Source organism: Micromonospora sp. BL4 (assembly GCF_003667505.1).
In the GTDB taxonomy this organism is placed as follows: Bacteria; Actinomycetota; Actinomycetes; order Mycobacteriales; family Micromonosporaceae; genus Micromonospora.
Genome location: NZ_RCVJ01000135.1, coordinates 15018 through 31228, shown reverse-complemented (window position 1 = coordinate 31228; position 16211 = coordinate 15018). Strand labels below are relative to the sequence as shown.

The following is a 16211-nucleotide window of genomic DNA, read 5'->3' as shown; positions in this document are numbered from 1 at the left end:
GCGCACCCACCGGCCGGTGGAGCCGCGCGCGCGGCGGGAGTCCAGGTCCCCCCACACCCACGCTCCCGCCGCGCGCCCTGCTCCCTCGGTACGGCTCAGCCGCTGACGGTGGCGAGGTGGGCGTCGATCTCGGCCGTGATCCGCTGCTTGCCGGTCTCGTCGAGGAAGGACGCGGCCACCCCGTTGCGGGCCAGCCCGGCCAGCCCCTGCGGGCCCACCCCGAGCAGCCGGGCCGCCACCGCGTACTCGTCGTTGAGGGTGGTGCCGAACATCGGCGGGTCATCGGAGTTGATGGTGACCAGCAGCCCGGCCTCGACCAGCCGGGGCAGCGGGTGCTCGTCGATGCTGGCCACCGCCCTGGTCCGCACGTTGGACGTCGGGCAGATCTCCATCCCGATCTGCCGCTCGGCCAGGTACGTGAGCAGCTCCGGATCCTGCGCGGCGGAGATGCCATGCCCGATCCGCTCGGCGCCCAGCTCGTTCAGCGCGTCCCAGACGGTCTGCGGGCCGGTGGTCTCCCCCGCGTGCGGCACCGACCGCAGCCCGGCCGCACGGGCCTGGTCGAAGTAGGGGCGGAACTGCGGCCGGGGCACGCCGATCTCGGGGCCGCCCAGGCCGAAGCTGATCAGCCCGTCCGGACGCTCCTCCAGCGCGATGCGCAGCGTCTCCTCGGCGGCCGGAAGGCCCGCCTCGCCGGGGATGTCGAAGCACCAGCGCAGGTCGAGGCCGAAGTCGACCGAGGCGCGCTTGCGGGCGTCCTCGATCGCCTCGCAGAACGCGGGCGCGGGGATGCCCCGGCGCACGTGCGAGTACGGGGTGATGGTGAGCTCCGCGTACCGGACCCGCTGGCGGGCCAGCTCGCGGGCCACCTCGTGGGTGAGGATCCAGACGTCCTCGGGGTCGCGGATGAGGTCCACCACGCTCAGGTAGACCTCGATGAAGTGCCCGAAGTCGCGGAACTCGAAGTAGTCGGCGAGCGCTTCGGGGTCGGCCGGCACCGGGGTGCGGCCCTCGTGCCGAGCGGCCAGTTCGGCGACGATGCGGGGCGAGGCGGAGCCGACGTGGTGCACGTGCAGCTCCACCTTGGGCAGTCCGGCGATGAAGGTGGGCAGGTCGGTCACAGGTTCTCCTCGGCACGGTCGCCGGTGCGGGCGACGACGAAGACGCGGCGGAACGGGAAGTACACCTGACCCTGCCGCACCGGGTACTCGGCGGCGAGGCGTACCCCCAGCTCGGCCCGGAAGGCCGACCAGCCGGCGGCGTCCAGGGCGGCCCGGACCGGGCGCAGCGCGGTGCCCTCCATCCAGGCCAGCACCGGGTGGTCGGCGGTGGGCCGGGCCGGCAGCAGGTGCACGTAGGTAGTCTCCCAGGCGTCCACGGCGCAGCCGGCACCGGTCAGCAGCTCGGCGTAGTCGGCCGGGTCGTCGACGGGGTCGGCGCGCAGCAGCGGGGCCAACTCAGCCCGCCAGCGCGGCCGGTCGGCGACCTCGCGCAGCGCCCGGTGCGAGGGGGCGTCGAAGTTGCCCGGGACCTGCATGGCGAGCCAGGCGCCGGTGGGCAGCTCGACGGCCCAGCGGCGCAGCAGCGCCTGGTGGCCGGGGACCCACTGGAGCGCGGCGTTGGTGACCACGACGTCCTCGTCGCCGGCGGGCCGCCAGTCACGCAGGTCGGCGACGGCGAAGTCGACCGGAGCATCCAGCGCCGCGGCCCGGTCGATCATCTCCGGTGCGGAGTCGAGGCCGACCACCCGGCTCGCGGGCCAGCGCTCGGCGAGGGTGGCGGTGAGCTGGCCGGGACCGCAGCCGAGGTCGACCACCGTGCGGGGTCGTTCGGCCGGGATCCGGGCGACCAGGTCGTGAAACGGCCGGGACCGCTCGTCGCCGTAGCGCAGGTACGTCGTCGGATCCCACATGGTCGCCTCCCAAACCGTACGTCCGTCTTATTTACCGTACGGCTCGCGTGGCAGGCCGGCAACCCGATCACTAGGCTCGGGGTATGGAAAAGCGCAGCTTCAACCGGCTCGGCCGGACCGTCGGAATGGTCGGCCTGGGCGCCTGGCAGCTCGGCGCGGACTGGGGCACCGTCAGCGAGGACGACGCGATGGCCGTGCTGGCCGCCGCCGTGGACGCCGGGGTCACCTTCCTGGACACGGCCGACGTGTACGGCGACGGCCGCAGCGAGCAGTTGATCGGCCGCTTCCTGCGCTCCCGACCCGACGCCGGGCTGACCGTGGCCACCAAGATGGGTCGCCGGGTGGAGCAGCGGCCGGAGGAATACACCCTGGCCAACTTCCGGCAGTGGACCGACCGGTCCCGAGCCAACCTGGGGATGGACACCCTGGACCTGGTCCAGCTGCACTGCCCGCCCACGGCCGTCTTCGCCGACGACGCGGTCTTCGACGCCCTGGACACCCTCGTCGCCGAGAAGGCCATCGCCGGGTACGGGGTCAGCGTGGAGACCTGCGACCAGGCGCTCACCGCGATCGCCCGGCCCGGGGTGGCCAGCGTCCAGATCATCCTCAACGCGGTACGACACAAGCCGCTGGAGCAGGTGCTGCCGGCCGCCGCTGCCGCCGGGGTCGGCATCATCGCCCGGGTCCCGCTGGCCAGTGGTCTGCTCTCCGGCCGCTACGACGAGCACACCGAGTTCCCGGCCGACGACCACCGCAACTTCAACCGGCACGGCGCGGCGTTCGACGTCGGCGAGACGTTCTCCGGCGTCGACTTCGAGCGCGGGTTGGCCGCCGTACGCCGGCTGGCGCCGCTGGTCGACGCGGACCGCACGATGGCGCAGTTCGCGCTGCGGTGGGTGCTGGACCAGCCGGGCGTCACCGTCGTCATCCCCGGCGCCCGGGATGCCGACCAGGCCCGGCGCAACGCGGCGGCGGCCGACCTGTCGCCGCTCTCGGCGGAGCAGTTGGCCGGCGTACGCGAGGTCTACGACGAGCTGATCCGCCCGCAGGTGCACGACCGGTGGTGACCCGCGCGCCCTCAGTGCTCGCACCGCGTCGCCCGGTCGGCGATGCTGGCGGGGCGGGGCGGCGCGCCGCCCGGCCCCGCGGAGGGGAGACGCGATGAGGGGTTGGCTTCCGCTCACCCTCGGCCTGCTGGCGGTCGTGATCGGTGCGGTGTGGACGGTGCAGGGCCTGGGCTACGTCAGCGGCAGCGTGATGACCGACCAGCAGGTCTGGGCGGTGCTCGGCCCGGTCGTGGCCGTGGTCGGGCTGGTGCTGCTCTGGCTCGGCCTGCGCTCGCGCCGTCGACGCTGACCGGGCGGCTCGCCGCTCTCCACAGTGGTGCCGGGACGTGGAAAGCCCCGTATCCCGGACGGGATACGGGGCTTCACAACGACCCCTGGCCGGATCGTCCCACTGGCCGGCGGGGGCCGGCCACACTACTCAGATGGGACGGACCTGCTCAGCCTGCGGGCCCTTCTGACCCTGAGCGATCTCGAACTCCACCCGCTGGTTCTCCTCCAGCGTGCGGTAGCCGCTGGTCTGAATGGCCGAGAAGTGGACGAACACGTCAGCACCCCCGCCGTCGACGGTGATGAAGCCGAAGCCCTTGTCAGCGTTGAACCACTTCACGGTTCCCTGCGCCATGTGTATCTCCTTCTAAAACTGGCGGCCGTGCACGCCGTGCGGCCGATTGGCCGTTTTCGAGCAGCGGCGTCTGAGGCGGCCCCACGAAGGAGACTTCTCTCAACCCACGCCATCTCGCAACAGCGGCAACAGCAAATCACGTACGCAAAAACTCTGCACGACCTCTCCGACGAATTTCTCCGACATGTGACCTGACGGATGTCCGAGATCGCTGGGCGGCGTGCGATGCCGTGCGAAAGGCCCCCTGTCCGTCGATGCGGACAGGGGGCCGATGTCGCTGCGCTGGTCAGTCCGGCCAGTGGCCGGTCATCCGGCGGACGCCAACCGCGCCACCCCGGTCCACGGCGGCCCGGACCACCGCGAAGATGGCCCCCTGCAACGCCGCCGCGGCCAGGATCTCGCCCCAGCCACGGTCCTCGTCGGTGGCGCTGGGCGCCTCGCCGTCGCCCGCGGTGACCTTCCAGACCTGCCGGAAGATCGCGCCGGCCACCGCACCGGCGGCGATACCCAGCAGCACGCCGGCCGGTCGGTACGCGACCCTGCCGATACCCTTGCTCACCTACGCCTCCCCCGCACGATCATCAGCACCACCACGGTCGCCACCGCACCGGCGGCGATGGCCGCCCATGGCACCGGGTTGCGTCGAACCAACTCGCTCTTCTCGTGGGCCTGTGCGCGCACCAGCTCACCCTTGTCGTGCGCCTGCGCTCGCGCAACCTCGGCGCGCCGCACGGCCTGCCCGCGAACCCGGGCCACGTTCTGCACCGCCTGCCCGCGAACCCGGGCCACGGTCTGCGCCGCCTGCTCGCGCATCCGCTCCCGCGCCTGCCCGGCGGACTCCTTCAGCCGCGCCTTGACGTCGGCCTTGGCGGCCAGCGCCTCCATCGTCTCGCCCAACTCGACCCGGGTGCGACGGATCTCCTCACGGAGCGCCTCGGTGTCACCCGTCCCGTTGCCCGTCATGCCCGTCCCCTGTCCTTCACCGCGGCGGTGACGGTGTCCACGTCAGCGCGGAGGCTGCGGACCGTGGCCGCCGGAACCGGCGGGACCGCACGGCTGACCTGCTTCTTGCCCACCAGGGCGAGGACGCCGGCCAGCAGGAAGAGGGCCACGGCCACGATCAGCGCGGCGGCCCAGGCGGGCAGCACCAGGTCGAGCAGCAGGATCGCCGTGGCGACCAGGGCACCCAGCCCGAAGAACGCGAGCGCGCCGCCGCCGCCGAACAGGCCGATCCCGATGCCCGCGTGCTTGCCCTTCTGGGTCAACTCCGCCCGGGCCAGCGTCAGTTCGTCCCGCACCAGGCGGGAGACCTGCTCGGCGGCCCGCTGCACCAACTCGGCGGTGGAGGGCTCGCTCCCGTTGTGGGATGTGCGGGCGTTCGCCACGTCAGCCATGCTGTCCTCCTTTCCTCATCACCGCGCTGTATGCCCGGAGTCGGCGCCCGTCAATCCTCGAGCGCGACAACCCGGTCGCCGTTCCTGTTGTCCGGTTGCGCGCCGCCCGGCGCGGCGTCCGGCCGCCCCGATCACGTTAGAGACGTCCGGCAGCAGGTCCCCCGCCTAAGCCAGGTCAAACCTCCCGGATCGGACCGGACCGCACTCTCCCGCCCCACCAACGCCTCGCCGCACCCCGTGGACACGGGAGCGGAGGTCTCCGGTGGGAGGGAGCTTGGGTCAGGAGCGGGTGGCGGGGGCTTCTTCGGGGCCGACGAAGGCTTCGCTGCGGGCGTCGCCGTCGTCGCTGCCGCCGAAGACGCGCGCGTCGTCGGGCACGTCGGTGTCGGTCAGCCGGCGCACCGGCCGCCGTGGCTGCACCCACTGCCAGGGCAGGTTGCTGCCGGCGTCGCCCAGCTCGGTGCGCAAGCGGGGCATCGCGGTGGGGCGGTTGTCCCGGATCCAGGCCACCAGGTGCTCGCGGACCAGGCATCGCAGGTCCCACAGGCTGCCGGCGTCGGCGGCGCTGACCAGCGCGCGCACCCGGACCGTCCCACCGGTGGCATCGGTCACCTGCAGCACGCAGACCCGGCCGTCCCACAGCTCGGTGCCCTCCACCAGGCGGCGCAGCTCCTCGCGCATGGTCTGCACCGGCACCGCCCAGTCCACGTCGAACTCGGCGGTGCCGAGCACCGCCGCCTCGGTCCGGGTCCAGTTCTGGAACGGTTTGCTGGTGAAGTACGAGGTGGGCAGGATCAGCCGTCGGTCGTCCCAGATCTGCACGACCACGTAGCTGAGGGTCAGCTCCTCGATCCGGCCCCACTCCCCCTCGACGACCACCACGTCGTCGAGTCGGACCGCGTCGCTGAAGGCGAGCTGGAGGCCGGCGAACACGTTGCCGAGCAGGCTCTGCGCGGCCAGCGCGGCCACCACACCGACCACACCGGCGGAGGTCAGCACGCCGGCGCCGATGCCGCGCACGCTCGGGAAGGTCATCAGCATCACGCCGACGGTCAGGATCACGATCACCGCGATGGTCAGCCGGCGCAGCATCACCACCTGGGTCCGTACCCGTCGGGCGTGCCGGTTGTCCGGCACGTCGACCCGGAACCGGGCCAGCGCGGTGTCCTCCACGACGACCAGCAGCGCGGCCACCAGCCAGGCGACGCTGGCGATGACGCCGAGGATGAGCACGTGCAGCAGCATCCGCCGCCAGGCTTCACCAACGGCGTACCCGGTGCTGAACCGGGCGGCGAACTGCACCGCGAGCACCGTCGCGGCGACCTGGAACGGCCGGTGCGCGTGGTCGGTCAACTCGGTCATCAGCAGCGACCGGCGGCCGAACCGCCGGGTGGCGCGGTGGACGATCTCGACCAGGAAGAGGGCGACCGCCGCCGCGGCGAGCGCGGCGACGGCCGTTCCGAGGTAACTCTGCACGTGTGTGTTGCTCCCCTCCGGCAGGGCGACGGTGCTTCGGGCAAAAGCCCAACAATGCCCGACGGCCCCGGAATCGACCAGTTCAGACCTTGCGGTACCGGGACTGGAGGAAGCAGAAGAGGCCGAAGGCCGCGATGCCGAGGGCGACCAGGCTGAGCAGCACCGTGCCGTAGGACTGCTCGCGCAGCGTGCGCAGGGCGGCGTCCAGACCACGGGCCTTCTCCGGGTCGTAGTTCACCGCCGCCACGATGATCAGCAGGCCGGCGATGCCGTACGCGACGCCCTTGGCGACGTACCCGGCGATGCCGAGGCGCCGGGCCAGCTTGCGGGTCTTCGGGCTCATCTGGCCGGTCTTCAGGTGCTTCTCGAACCGCTTGACCAGGCCGTAGATCACCAGGCCGACACCGATCGCGGCGAGCACCAGCCCGGCCAGACCGACGAGCCAGCGACCACCGCTGGAGGTCATCAGCTTGCCGGTCAACGCCTCCTGCTGGTCGGCGCTGTTCGACCCGGCGTCCTTGAAGACCTTGAACGCGGTCCAGGCGAAGTAGAGGTAGACGATGGTCCGGCCGGCCGAGGCGAGCCGCTCCACGACCCGCTCCCTGCCCCGCTCGGCGCGGTGCCCCACCGCCGCCTCCAGGGCCTGCCAGATGGCCATGGCGAGCAGGCCCACTGCGGTGGCGATGACCAGGAACTTGCCCAGCGGCTGCGCGGACAGGGTCCGCAGTGCGCCGGACTGGTCGCCGTCGTCGGACGACGTCCCGAATGCGATCTGCAACGCCAACCAGGCGAAGAGCAGATGCACGATGCCGTAGCCGATGAAACCGGCCCGGGCGAGGAGTTCCAGCCACCGGCTGTCCGCCGTGCGGGAGGCGGTGGCTTCGGCGCTACGGGTGAGTGACATGGCGCCACAATCTCCGATTCGGGAGATCCCCAAACGTCGGCCACCGCCGCCCGCCCAGGTCAGTTGCCCGCGTTGCGCGACACGCGGATCTTGACCTGCTGGTCGGTGACGCTGTCCAGGGTGACCGCGAAGCCACCGGCCTCGGTGGCCTGCTGCCCGGTGGTGAGGGTGAGCTGCTCCCCGGCGACCTCGACGGTCACCTGGTCGCCCTCTGCGCCGACCAGCTTGGCCTCGACGCCCAGGATGGTGGCGCTGGCGTCGACACCCCGCTCGAAGGTGACCGTGCAGGCATCCAGCCCACAGTCGGTGGAGGCGCCCTGCGAACTGCAACCGGCGAGTACGGCGAGGCCGAGCGCGAGACCGACGAACAGGCCGGCGGCGCGGCGGACGGGGGGAATGGTGGCGGGTCGTTTCGTCACCTCGCCAAGAGTACGAGACGACCGCGAGAACACCGTCGGCCGCTGATCATCGAGATGGGCGCGTGGGCCCGGTCCGGGCACCGGCTAGGGTCCGGACATGCCCTTCGACATCGCCCGCACCCGGGCCGCCTACCCCGCCCTGACCGAGGGATTCGTCCACTTCGACGGGGCCGGCGGCACCCAGACCGCGGCCGGTGTGATCGACGCGGTCGCCGACGCCATGCGCAGCGCGGTCGGCAACCGCAGCGCCGCCTTCGTACCGGGTCGCCGGTCGCTGGAGCTGGTGGCCGCGGCCCGCTCGGCGGTGGCCGACCTGCTCGACACCGACCCGGCCGGGGTGGTGCTGGGCCCGAGCGCCACCGCGCTGACGTACACCCTGGCCCGCACGCTCGGCGCGGGCTGGCGTCCCGGCGACGAGGTGGTGGTCTCCCGGCTCGACCACGACGCCAACGTGCGGCCGTGGGTGCAGGCGGCCGAGGCGGCGGGCGCGACGGTGCGCTGGGCGGAGGTCGACCCACGGACCGGCGAGCTGCCCGCCGGCCAGTACGCCGAGCTGGTCGGCGAGCGCACCCGGCTGGTGGCGGTGACCGCCGGCAGCAACGCCATCGGCACCGTGCCGGACGTGCCGGCGATCGCGAAGACCGCGCACGCCGTCGGCGCGCTGGTCTGCGTCGACGGGGTGCACTCGGTGCCGCACGGGCCCACCGACCTGGCCTCGCTCGGCGCCGACGTGCTGGTCACCAGCGCCTACAAGTGGTCCGGGCCGCACCTGGCGGCGATGGTCGCCGACCCGACCCGGTGGGCGGCGCTGCGCCCGGCGAAGCTGGTGCCGTCCTCCGACGCGGTGCCGGACCGGTTCGAGTACGGCACTCCCAGCTTCCCGCTGCTGGCGGGCGTGGCCGCCGCCGTGGATCACCTGGCCGGGCTCGATCCGGACGCGGTGGGCGACCGGCGGGCGCGGCTGCGGGCCGGGCTGGCCGCGGCCCAGGCCCACGAGGAGGCGCTGCTGGACCGCCTGCTCGCCGGGCTGGCCGAGCGGCCCGCGATCACCGTCTACGGCTCCCCGGCCCGGCGCTGCCCGACGGTCTCCTTCCGGGTCGCCGGGATGTCGCCGGCGGCCACCCAGGAGGCGCTGGGCGCCGCCGGGTTCTGCCTCTCCGCCGGCGACTACTACGCGTACGAGTACTTCCAGATGATGGGGCTGCGGGACAGCGGCGGCGCGGTCCGGGCCAGCATCTACCACTACAACACGGCGGACGAGGTGGACCGGTTGCTCGCCGAACTGGATGTGCTGGTCGCCGGCGCGGGGAGAATGGGCCGGTGAGCAACCTGGTCGAGGACAACCCCGCCAAGCACCGTTTCGAGATCCTGGTCGACGACGCGTTGGCCGGCTTCACCCCATACCTGCTCCGTGGTGACACGCTGGTCTTCACCCATACCGAGGTGGACCCGCGCTTTCAGAACATGGGCGTGGGCGGGGCGCTGATCCGGGGCACCCTGGACCAGGTGCGGGCCCGCGGCGCCACGGTGGTGGCGCAGTGCCCGTTCATGGCCGCGTACATCGACAAGCACCCCGAGTACGCCGACCTGGTCGCCGTGCACCCGTAGCGTCGGGCCCGCGGGTCAGCGGGCGCCGGTCAGCACCTCGGCGGCGGCCTGCCCGCTGGCCCGGGTGGCGCCGTGGGTGGCCAGGTGCACCGCGCCGGTGACCAGCTCGGGCACACCCAGCTCGACCACGACCGCGTCCGGCCGGGCGGCCAGCGCCCGCTGGACGGCGGCGCGCATCCAGTCGTGCCGGTGCAGGTCACGGACCACCAGCACCAGGGGGCGCCCGTCCGCCCCGGCGCCCGGGTCACCCGGCACGTCGGGCTCGGCGTAGCGGACCGTGCTGGTGCCGGGCAGCAGCTCGCCCAGCGGCGACCCGATGCCCCACGGCGTCTCCGCGCCGATGGCGATGTTGCGGGGCGGCTCGAACTCGACCACGTGCGCGGCGCGGGTCAGCGGCAGCGTGACCCGCCCGGCGTCCACGGTGGTGACCCGGATGGCGCGGCGGGCGGCGATCAGCCCGACGTCGGTGGCGTCGCGCGCCGCGGCCGAGCGGGCCGTGCGGGCGGCCACGGTCCAGGCGGCGAGCTGACCGACCCGCTTGGCCGCCTCGGCGAGGCGTTCCTCGGGCAGCTCGCCGGAGACGACCGCGGCCACGATGGCGTCGCGCAGCTCGCGGGCCGCCTGCTCGTCGGCCCGTTCGCCGCCGATGCAGATCGCGTCGGCCCCGGCGGCGAGCGCGCGTACCGTCGCACCGGCGAAGCCGTACCGGTCGGCGACGGCGCGCATCTCCACCGCGTCGGTCACCACCACGCCGGAGAAGCCCAGCTCGTCGCGGAGCAGGCCGCCCAGGATGCGCGGGCTCAGCGTGGCCGGCAGCTGCGGGTCCAGCGCGGGCACCAGCAGGTGGCCGGTCATCACGGCCTGCACGCCGGCCGTTACGGCGGCCCGGAACGGGGCCAGCTCGCAGGCGTCCAGCCGGTCCCGGTCGGCGGTGATCCGGGGCAGGGCGTGGTGGGAGTCGACCCGGGTGTCGCCGTGCCCGGGGAAGTGTTTGGCGCAGGCGGCGACACCGCCGGCCTGGAGGCCGCGTACCCAGGCGGCGGTGTGCCGCGCGACCAGGGTCGGGTCGGCCCCGAAAGAGCGGACCCCGATCACCGGGTTGGCGGGGTTGGAGTTGACGTCGGCGTCCGGGGCGTAGTTGAGGGTGATCCCGGCGGCCGCCAGCTCGACGCCGAGGTCCCGGGCGACCGCCTCGGTCAGTTCCGCGTCGTCGACCGCGCCGAGGGCGAAGTTGCCGGGCCGGGAGCTGCCGTGGACCGACTCGATCCGGGTGACGTCGCCGGCCTCCTCGTCGATCGCCACGATGACGTCGGGCCGCTCGGCGCGCAGCGTCGCGGTGAGCGCCGCCACCTGGGCGGGATCGACGACGTTGCGGGCGAAGAGCACCACCGAGCCGAGCCCCTCGCCGAGCCAGCGGCACACCCACGGTGGCGGGGTGGTGCCGACGAACCCGGGTTGCAGGACGGCGGCGGCCAACGCCGGGAGGTGCCCGGTGGGCGCGGTCACGCCGCCCCCTCGTGGCGGTCGGCGTCGATCGCCGGTGCCGACGCTTCCGCGCCGACCCGCTGGTTGCGCTCGCTCATGCGGCCCCCGTACCCCATCTCTCGCGCGCCCTCGGCGCACCGCCACCGGCAGGCGGTGCTGCCATGGTCACACTGGGCGATTCAATAGTCAATAAACCTTACAGTTGCGGGGCCGCACGGTCCCCGGGGAGAGTGCGGGGATGGACCCCGCCCTGCTGGCCGACGCGACGAGCCCGGCCGACATCCCCGGCGTACGCCTGCTCGGCCTGGTGGTCGGCGCCCTGCTGCTGCTCGCCGCGATCCGGGCGATGTTCGGCCGGCGCTGAGCCCCACCACCCGGTCCGGGTGTGGCCGACGGTCACCGGGGTACGGCTTTCCCCGTCAGCAGGCACGCGCGCCGAGGGGGAACGATGAAGATCGGTTACTTTCTGTCCAGTGAGGAGTTCACGCCGGCCGAGCTGCTGGAACAGGCGCGCGGTGCCGAGCAGGCCGGCTTCGAGGCGCTGTGGATCTCCGACCACTACCACCCGTGGACGGACGCGCAGGGCCAGAGCCCCTTCGTCTGGTCGATGATCGGCGCGCTCAGCCAGGTCTGTTCGCTGCCGGTGACGACCGCGGTGACCTGCCCGACGGTGCGGATCCACCCGGCCGTGATCGCCCAGGCCGCGGCGACCAGCGCCGTGCTGCATGGCGGCCGGTTCGTGCTCGGCGTCGGCAGCGGCGAAGCGCTCAACGAGCACATCTTCGGCGACGCCTGGCCGCAGGCCGACGTCCGGCTGGAGATGCTGGAGGAGGCCGTCGAGGTGATCCGCGAGCTGTGGGCGGGCGACTTCGTGAACCATCACGGGAAGCACTACACCGTCGAGCACGCCCGGATCTACACGCTGCCCGACACTCCCCCGCCGATCTACGTCTCCGGGTTCGGCCCGAAGTCCATCGATCTGGCCGCCCGGATCGGTGACGGCTACGTGAGCACCATGCCCGATGCCGACATGGTCCGGCGTTTCCGCGAGAACGGCGGCGGCGACAAGCCGTGCCAGGCCGGCTTCAAGGCGGCGTACGCGGCCAGCGAGGACGAGGGCATGCGGATCGCGTACGAGCGCTGGCCCAACGCCGGGGTGCCGGGTGAGCTGTCCCAGGTGCTCCCCTCGCCGCGACACTTCGAGCAGGCCGCCGAGCTGGTCAAGCCGGAGATGATGAAGGAGGCGTTCGTCTGCGGCAACAGCGCCGACGCGCACCTGGAGATGATCGACAAGTACGCCAAGGCCGGCTTCGACGAGGTGTACGTGGCCAACGTCGGCCCGCACCACCAGGGTCTGTTCGACCTCTACCAGCGCGAGGTCCTGCCCCGCCTGGGCTGAGCCGGAGACGTCGATCACCGCCGCGACCGGGGACGGTTTCGGCGGTGATCGGCTCGGGTACCTCCGGCCCTCGATGAAACTGTCAACGCACTCGATGACGTTGCGCCGCGCGGCGCGGAGCCTCTTCGGCTGGACCGCGTTGCGGCCCAACCAGCTGGCCGCCATGCGCGCGGTGATGAAGCGACGTGACGCTCTGGTCGTGCTGCCCACCGGCGCCGGCAAGTCGGCCATCTACCAGATTCCGGCCAGCCTGATCCCCGGCCCCACCGTGGTGATCTCCCCGCTGCTGGCGCTGCAGCAGGACCAGATCGCGGCCCTCAACGAGCGCCAGCGTCCGGAACTGCGGGCGGTGCGGATCAGCTCGAACGAGTCGGCCGCCCAGCAGGCCGAGGCGATCGCGGAGATCCGCGAGGGCCGGGCGGAGTTTCTGTTCATCACCCCGGAGCAGCTGAGCAACCCCGACCGGATGGCCGAGGTGGCTTCGCTCGGGCCGGCGCTGGTGGCGATCGACGAGGCGCACTGCATCTCGGCCTGGGGGCACGACTTCCGCCCGGACTACCTGGCGCTCGGGCACCTGATCGAGGGCATCGGCCGACCGCCGGTGGTCGCGCTGACCGCCACCGCGTCCCCGCCGGTACGCGACGACATCATCGCCCGGCTGCGCCTGCGCAAGCCGGAGGTGGTGGTCTCCGGGCTGGACCGGCCCAACCTGTTCCTGGAGGTGGCGCACTGCCCCACCGAGGACTACCGGTGGCGGCGACTGGTCGCGCTGCTGCGGGACGACGAGCGGCCGGGAATCATCTACGTGCCGACCCGCCGCTCCGCCGAGGAGCTGGCCGCCCGGTTGACCGACGCCGGTTTCCCGGCGCAGTTCTACCACGGCGGAATGGCCGCCGGCGCGCGCGCCGAGCTGCACGAGGCGTTCCTCGCCGACCAGGTGCCGATCATGGTGGCCACGTCGGCGTTCGGGATGGGCATCGACAAGCCGAACATCGCCTGGGTGGTGCACATGGCGCTGCCCGACTCTCCGGACAGCTACTTCCAGGAGATCGGCCGGGCCGGGCGCGACGGGCAACCGGCCCGGGTCCTGCTGCTCTGGCAGGCCGAGGACGTGGGCCTGCAACGGTTCTTCAGCGGTGGCCTGCCGGACGAGAACGAGCTGCGGGACCTGGCGGCGCTGCTGCGCCGCAAGCCGGCCACCAAGACCGAACTGCGCGAGACCACCGGCCTCGGGCCCCGCAAGGTGGGCCAGTATCTCTCCCTTCTGGAGCAGGTCGGTGCCGCCGAGCCGCGCGCCCGGCAGCGCATCGGCGCACCCCGCTACGCCCCGACCCCGGTGGACGCCGCCGCGGCGGCGCTGGCCGAGGCGGAGCGCCAGCAGACCGTGACCCGGTCGCGGACCGACATGATGCGGGCCTTCGCCGAGACCAGCGCCTGCCGCGGGCAGACCCTGCTGGCCTACTTCGGCGAGCAGATGACCGAGGTCTGCGGGCACTGCGACAACTGCCACGCCGGCACCAGCGTCGCCGACAACGGCGCGGTCGGGCCGTTCCCGGTGCACAGCCAGGTGCGTCACCCGGAGTGGGGGCAGGGCCTGGTGCTGGGGTACGAGGAGGACAAGATGACGGTTCTCTTCGACGAGGTGGGGTACAAGACGCTGTCCGTGCGCGTGGTGTCCGAACAGGGCCTGCTGACGCTGGACTAGCCTGAGCCGGGCACCAGCGCGGGGCCCGTCGATTGACCAAGCAGAGCAGGGCGGAAGGGGCATTGCCGTGATCGAGCAGCCGGCGTACACCGGTTTCGGTTTCTCCGACGAGGAGTGGGGGCTGCTGGTCGGCCTGCCGCAGTCGGTGCTGACCGCCGCGAGCGCCGCCGAGTCCGACGGCACCCGCCGGACCATGGCGGAGAACGCGGCCGGCCTGGAGACCATCGCCGCCGGCCGGGAGTCGGCCAGCCCGCTGGTCGCCGCCGTGGCCGGCGAGATCGTGACCCGGGTCGGCGACCCCGAGACCGGCGAGGAGCTGCCGGTCATCGAGCCCGCCGACCCGCGGGCCATGATCGACGACGTGCTGGTGCGGGCCGCCGAGGCCGCCGCGCTGCTGGCTGCCCGGGTCGACGAGGGTGCGGCCGGCGCGTACAAGCACTGGCTGGTGAAGATCGCCGAGCAGGTGGTCGGCGCCGCCTCCAGCGGTGGCCTGCTCGGGCTGGGCGGCGAGTCGGTCAGCGACTCCGAGCGGCGCTTCCGCGACCGGCTCGCCAACGTGCTCAACGACTGACCGGCGACGCGTCCGACGACGCGTCGACACGGGCCCCCTGATCCGCCTCCGGCGCTGGCAGGGGGCCCTTTCGTGCGGTGCCGCGCAGGGCGACCAGCGCCGTCGCCGCGCCCAGCAGCATCGCCACCGTGGCGGCGATCGCGGCGAGGTGCAGCCCGTCGGCGAACGCGAGCCGGGCGGCGTGCAGCACGGCGTCGCCCAGATCGGCCGGCAGCCCCTCGGCCACCGCCAGCGCACCGCCCAACGTCTCGCGGGCCGCGTCGCGGGCGTCGGCCGGCAGTCCGGCGGGCAGGCCGTCGAGGACCTCGCGGCGGTAGACCGCCGCGCCCACGCTGCCCAGGATCGCCATCCCCAGCGCGCCGCCCAGCTCACTGCTGGACTCGGTCAGCGCCGAGGCGACACCGGCCTGCTCCGGCGGCGCCGCACCGAGGACCAGCTCGGTGACCAGCGACATCACCATCACCAACCCGGCCGCGTAGATGCTGGCGCCGAGCAGCAGCAGCCAGAGCGGCGACTCGGGCGTGACCCGGGTCAGCACCAGGAAGCCGAGCACGGCGATCCCGAAACCCGTGCCGATCAGGTACGCCCGCTCGATGCGCTGGGCGAGCGCGGCGGCGGCCGGGGCTACCCCGCCGACCGCCAGGGACGGCACCAGGCTCCACAGTGCCGCCCGCAGCGGGCTCAGGCCGAGCACCAGCTGTAGGTACTGGGTGGTGAAGATCGCGAAGCCGACCAGGGCGAACATCGCCAGCAGGTTGACCGCGAGCGACCCGGCGAAGCCGCGGCGGCGAAACAGCGCCAGGTCGATCATCGGGTACGCCCGGGTCCGCTGCCGGTGCAGGAACAGCGCTCCGATCAGCAGGCCGGCGACGATGGCCGCCACCCGGGCGGCGCTGACGCCGTCGCGGGCCATCTCCTTGATGCCGTAGATCACCGGCAGCAGCGCGCCGAGCGACAGCAGCGCGCTGACCAGGTCGAACCGCCCGGCGGCCGGATTGCGGAACTCGGGCACCAGGACGGGGGCGAGCAGGAGCAGCAGCACCATCGCCGGAATGTTGATCAAGAAGATCGAGCCCCACCAGAAGTGCTCCAGCAGGACGCCGCTGAGCACCGGGCCGACCGCGATGCCACCGGTGAGCGTGGCGGTCCAGATGCCGATCGCGGTGCCGCGCTGCTTGGCGTCGTGGAACATGTTGCGCACCAGGGCGAGCGTGGAGGGCATCAGGGTGGCCCCTCCGACGCCGAGGACGGCGCGCGCGGCGATCAGCGTCTCGGCGCTGTCGGCGTACGCGGCCAGCAGGGACGCCGCGCCGAAGGCTGCCGCGCCGAACAGCAGCAGCCGACGCCGGCCGATCCGGTCGCCCAGGGCGCCCATGGTGATCAGCAGCCCGGCCAGCACGAAGCCGTAGATATCGAAGATCCAGAGCTGCTGGGTGCCGGTGGGGCGCAGCTCCTCGCTGATGAACGGGACGGCGAAGTAGAGCACCGACACGTCCATCGAGACCAGGAGCAGCGGCAGCATCAGCACGGTGAACCCGATCCATTCCCGCCGGCCCGCGCGGGGTGTGGTCGTCGCTGTCATGGGAGAACTCCTTCTGCGTATGCCGTACGCTTTAATGCGTAGACCATACGCAGAACTAGGATGGCGA

At 72.9% G+C, this 16211-nt stretch carries 19 protein-coding genes; 8 read left to right on the top strand and 11 right to left on the bottom strand.

What is annotated here, in order from left to right; genetic code table 11:
- Positions 1–95: 95 nt before the first annotated feature.
- The gene (locus tag EAD89_RS15905) at positions 96–1121 is read right to left on the bottom strand and encodes an adenosine deaminase (protein WP_121676270.1); all 1026 of its coding nucleotides are present in this window, start codon (positions 1119–1121) and stop codon (positions 96–98) included.
- Positions 1118–1912, bottom strand: coding sequence for a trans-aconitate 2-methyltransferase (locus EAD89_RS15900; RefSeq protein ID WP_121676269.1), 795 nt, complete (start codon positions 1910–1912; stop codon positions 1118–1120). The genes EAD89_RS15905 and EAD89_RS15900 overlap by 4 nt, the downstream gene beginning before the upstream one ends.
- Positions 1913–1995: 83 nt before the next feature.
- Here EAD89_RS15900 and EAD89_RS15895 point away from each other — a divergent pair, with 83 nt between their 5' ends.
- Together EAD89_RS15895 and EAD89_RS15890 are read left to right on the top strand one after the other, a co-directional pair.
- Entirely contained in the window at positions 1996–2979 is a 984-nt protein-coding gene (locus tag EAD89_RS15895) for an aldo/keto reductase (protein ID WP_121676268.1), read from the top strand.
- Positions 2980–3073: 94 nt separating this feature from the next.
- Positions 3074–3268 carry a hypothetical protein gene (locus EAD89_RS15890; protein WP_121656658.1) on the top strand — a complete coding sequence of 65 codons (195 nt, stop codon included), beginning with the start codon at positions 3074–3076 and terminating at the stop codon, positions 3266–3268.
- A 129-nt stretch (positions 3269–3397) separates the two neighbouring features.
- Here EAD89_RS15890 and EAD89_RS15885 read toward each other — a convergent pair whose 3' ends face one another.
- The 7 genes from EAD89_RS15885 to EAD89_RS15855 all read right to left on the bottom strand — a co-directional run bounded on the left by EAD89_RS15885 (position 3398) and on the right by EAD89_RS15855 (position 7794).
- Positions 3398–3601, bottom strand: coding sequence for a cold-shock protein (locus EAD89_RS15885; protein WP_007075740.1), 204 nt, complete (start codon positions 3599–3601; stop codon positions 3398–3400).
- A gap of 286 nt (positions 3602–3887) precedes the next feature.
- Positions 3888–4160, bottom strand: coding sequence for a DUF4235 domain-containing protein (locus EAD89_RS15880; protein ID WP_121656659.1), 273 nt, complete (start codon positions 4158–4160; stop codon positions 3888–3890).
- Positions 4157–4564, bottom strand: a complete 408-nt coding sequence (locus tag EAD89_RS15875) for a DUF3618 domain-containing protein (RefSeq protein WP_121656660.1) — start codon at positions 4562–4564, stop codon at positions 4157–4159. Before EAD89_RS15875 ends, EAD89_RS15880 begins: the two co-directional genes overlap by 4 nt.
- A complete protein-coding gene (locus tag EAD89_RS15870; RefSeq protein WP_121656661.1) occupies positions 4561–4995 on the bottom strand; it encodes a phage holin family protein in 435 nt (144 codons plus the stop codon). Before EAD89_RS15870 ends, EAD89_RS15875 begins: the two co-directional genes overlap by 4 nt.
- Before the next feature lie 279 nt (positions 4996–5274).
- The gene (locus tag EAD89_RS15865) at positions 5275–6471 is read right to left on the bottom strand and encodes a mechanosensitive ion channel family protein (RefSeq protein WP_121676267.1); all 1197 of its coding nucleotides are present in this window, start codon (positions 6469–6471) and stop codon (positions 5275–5277) included.
- An 82-nt stretch (positions 6472–6553) separates the two neighbouring features.
- A complete protein-coding gene (locus EAD89_RS15860; RefSeq protein ID WP_121656663.1) occupies positions 6554–7375 on the bottom strand; it encodes a DUF1206 domain-containing protein in 822 nt (273 codons plus the stop codon).
- Between the two features lie 59 nt (positions 7376–7434).
- Complete coding sequence (locus tag EAD89_RS15855; protein WP_121676266.1) at positions 7435–7794, bottom strand: hypothetical protein; 360 nt, start codon at positions 7792–7794, stop codon at positions 7435–7437.
- 97 nt (positions 7795–7891) lie between these two features.
- Between EAD89_RS15855 and EAD89_RS15850 the strand changes: the two genes are divergently transcribed.
- Both EAD89_RS15850 and EAD89_RS15845 read left to right on the top strand, forming a co-directional pair.
- Positions 7892–9118, top strand: a complete 1227-nt coding sequence (locus EAD89_RS15850; RefSeq protein ID WP_121676265.1) for a cysteine desulfurase-like protein — start codon at positions 7892–7894, stop codon at positions 9116–9118.
- Positions 9115–9402, top strand: a complete 288-nt coding sequence (locus EAD89_RS15845) for a GNAT family N-acetyltransferase (protein WP_121676264.1) — start codon at positions 9115–9117, stop codon at positions 9400–9402. Before EAD89_RS15850 ends, EAD89_RS15845 begins: the two co-directional genes overlap by 4 nt.
- 15 nt (positions 9403–9417) lie before the next feature.
- Here the strand turns inward: EAD89_RS15845 and EAD89_RS15840 are convergent, their stop codons facing one another.
- Positions 9418–10908, bottom strand: coding sequence for a glycoside hydrolase family 3 protein (locus EAD89_RS15840; protein ID WP_121676263.1), 1491 nt, complete (start codon positions 10906–10908; stop codon positions 9418–9420).
- 217 nt (positions 10909–11125) lie between these two features.
- Here EAD89_RS15840 and EAD89_RS31240 point away from each other — a divergent pair, with 217 nt between their 5' ends.
- The 4 genes from EAD89_RS31240 (at position 11126) to EAD89_RS15825 (ending at position 14562) form a co-directional block, all read left to right on the top strand.
- On the top strand, positions 11126–11251 hold the full coding sequence (locus EAD89_RS31240) for a hypothetical protein (RefSeq protein WP_255421242.1): 126 nt from the start codon (positions 11126–11128) through the stop codon (positions 11249–11251).
- Positions 11252–11335: 84 nt separating this feature from the next.
- Positions 11336–12286: a TIGR03557 family F420-dependent LLM class oxidoreductase gene (locus EAD89_RS15835; RefSeq protein WP_121676262.1), complete on the top strand. Its 951-nt coding sequence runs from the start codon at positions 11336–11338 to the stop codon at positions 12284–12286.
- Between the two features lie 73 nt (positions 12287–12359).
- A complete protein-coding gene (locus EAD89_RS15830; protein ID WP_121676261.1) occupies positions 12360–13991 on the top strand; it encodes an ATP-dependent DNA helicase RecQ in 1632 nt (543 codons plus the stop codon).
- A 67-nt stretch (positions 13992–14058) separates the two neighbouring features.
- On the top strand, positions 14059–14562 hold the full coding sequence (locus EAD89_RS15825) for a hypothetical protein (RefSeq protein ID WP_121656670.1): 504 nt from the start codon (positions 14059–14061) through the stop codon (positions 14560–14562).
- Here the strand turns inward: EAD89_RS15825 and EAD89_RS15820 are convergent.
- Positions 14552–16144: an MFS transporter gene (locus EAD89_RS15820; protein WP_121676260.1), complete on the bottom strand. Its 1593-nt coding sequence runs from the start codon at positions 16142–16144 to the stop codon at positions 14552–14554. The genes EAD89_RS15825 and EAD89_RS15820 overlap by 11 nt on opposite strands.
- Positions 16145–16211 lie beyond the last annotated feature (67 nt).

What these genes read in the sequence shown, in the direction of transcription:
- EAD89_RS15860 (WP_121656663.1), bottom strand. Translation starts at nt 7,375, where the DNA reads ATGTCACTCACCCGTAGCGCCGAAGCCACCGCCTCCCGCACGGCGGAC.
- EAD89_RS15870 (WP_121656661.1), bottom strand. Translation starts at nt 4,995, where the DNA reads ATGGCTGACGTGGCGAACGCCCGCACATCCCACAACGGGAGCGAGCCC.
- EAD89_RS15895 (WP_121676268.1), top strand. Translation starts at nt 1,996, where the DNA reads ATGGAAAAGCGCAGCTTCAACCGGCTCGGCCGGACCGTCGGAATGGTC.
- EAD89_RS15890 (WP_121656658.1), top strand. Translation starts at nt 3,074, where the DNA reads ATGAGGGGTTGGCTTCCGCTCACCCTCGGCCTGCTGGCGGTCGTGATC.
- EAD89_RS15820 (WP_121676260.1), bottom strand. Translation starts at nt 16,144, where the DNA reads ATGACAGCGACGACCACACCCCGCGCGGGCCGGCGGGAATGGATCGGG.
- EAD89_RS31240 (WP_255421242.1), top strand. Translation starts at nt 11,126, where the DNA reads ATGGACCCCGCCCTGCTGGCCGACGCGACGAGCCCGGCCGACATCCCC.
- EAD89_RS15885 (WP_007075740.1), bottom strand. Translation starts at nt 3,601, where the DNA reads ATGGCGCAGGGAACCGTGAAGTGGTTCAACGCTGACAAGGGCTTCGGC.
- EAD89_RS15850 (WP_121676265.1), top strand. Translation starts at nt 7,892, where the DNA reads ATGCCCTTCGACATCGCCCGCACCCGGGCCGCCTACCCCGCCCTGACC.
- EAD89_RS15830 (WP_121676261.1), top strand. Translation starts at nt 12,360, where the DNA reads ATGAAACTGTCAACGCACTCGATGACGTTGCGCCGCGCGGCGCGGAGC.
- EAD89_RS15875 (WP_121656660.1), bottom strand. Translation starts at nt 4,564, where the DNA reads ATGACGGGCAACGGGACGGGTGACACCGAGGCGCTCCGTGAGGAGATC.
- EAD89_RS15900 (WP_121676269.1), bottom strand. Translation starts at nt 1,912, where the DNA reads ATGTGGGATCCGACGACGTACCTGCGCTACGGCGACGAGCGGTCCCGG.
- EAD89_RS15835 (WP_121676262.1), top strand. Translation starts at nt 11,336, where the DNA reads ATGAAGATCGGTTACTTTCTGTCCAGTGAGGAGTTCACGCCGGCCGAG.